2 pseudogenes are annotated in these 670 nt (G+C 72.1%); one reads left to right on the forward strand and one right to left on the reverse strand.

From position 1 onward, the window contains the following. Positions 1-260: pseudogene (locus A9X05_RS26060) on the reverse strand (NAD(P)-dependent oxidoreductase); the annotation flags it as partial. Here A9X05_RS26060 and A9X05_RS26065 point away from each other — a divergent pair. Further along, positions 255-670 (forward strand): annotated as a pseudogene (locus tag A9X05_RS26065) (NAD(P)-dependent oxidoreductase); the annotation flags it as partial. The pseudogenes A9X05_RS26060 and A9X05_RS26065 overlap by 6 nt on opposite strands.

Genomic DNA, 670 nt, shown 5'->3' on the forward strand with positions numbered 1-670 from the left:
GCGCCGAGGTGCGGGGTGACCACCACCTGTGGCAGCTCGAACAGCGGGCTGTCGGTGCACGGCTCTTTGGCGAAGACGTCGAGACCGGCCGCCCGGACGTGGCCGCTGCTCACCGCCTCGGCCAGCGCGGCCTCGTCGATCAGGCCGCCGCGGGCGGCGTTGACGATGATGACGCCCGGCTTGGTCTTCGCCAGCGCTTCCTTGCCGATGAGGCCCGCCGTCTCGGGCGTCTTCGGCAGGTGCACCGAGATGAAGTCGGCGTGGTGGGGCTGGGCCGGATCGGGCAGTTGGTCGCCCAGCGGTTGACGGCCTTCGGCACCCACCTGGTCGCCTACGACCCCTACGTCTCGCCGGCGCGGGCCGCGCAGCTCGGCATCGAACTGCTGCCCCTCGACGACCTGCTGGGCCGCGCCGACTTCATCTCGGTGCACCTGCCGAAGACGCCCGAGACGGCGGGCCTCATCGGCAAGGAAGCGCTGGCGAAGACCAAGCCGGGCGTCATCATCGTCAACGCCGCCCGCGGCGGCCTGATCGACGAGGCCGCGCTGGCCGAGGCGGTGAGCAGCGGCCACGTCCGGGCGGCCGGTCTCGACGTCTTCGCCAAAGAGCCGTGCACCGACAGCCCGCTGTTCGAGCTGCCACAGGTGGTGGTCACCCCGCACCTCGGCGC

This window comes from Mycobacterium sp. E3298, from assembly GCF_001666895.1.
Lineage (GTDB): Bacteria > Actinomycetota > Actinomycetes > Mycobacteriales > Mycobacteriaceae > Mycobacterium.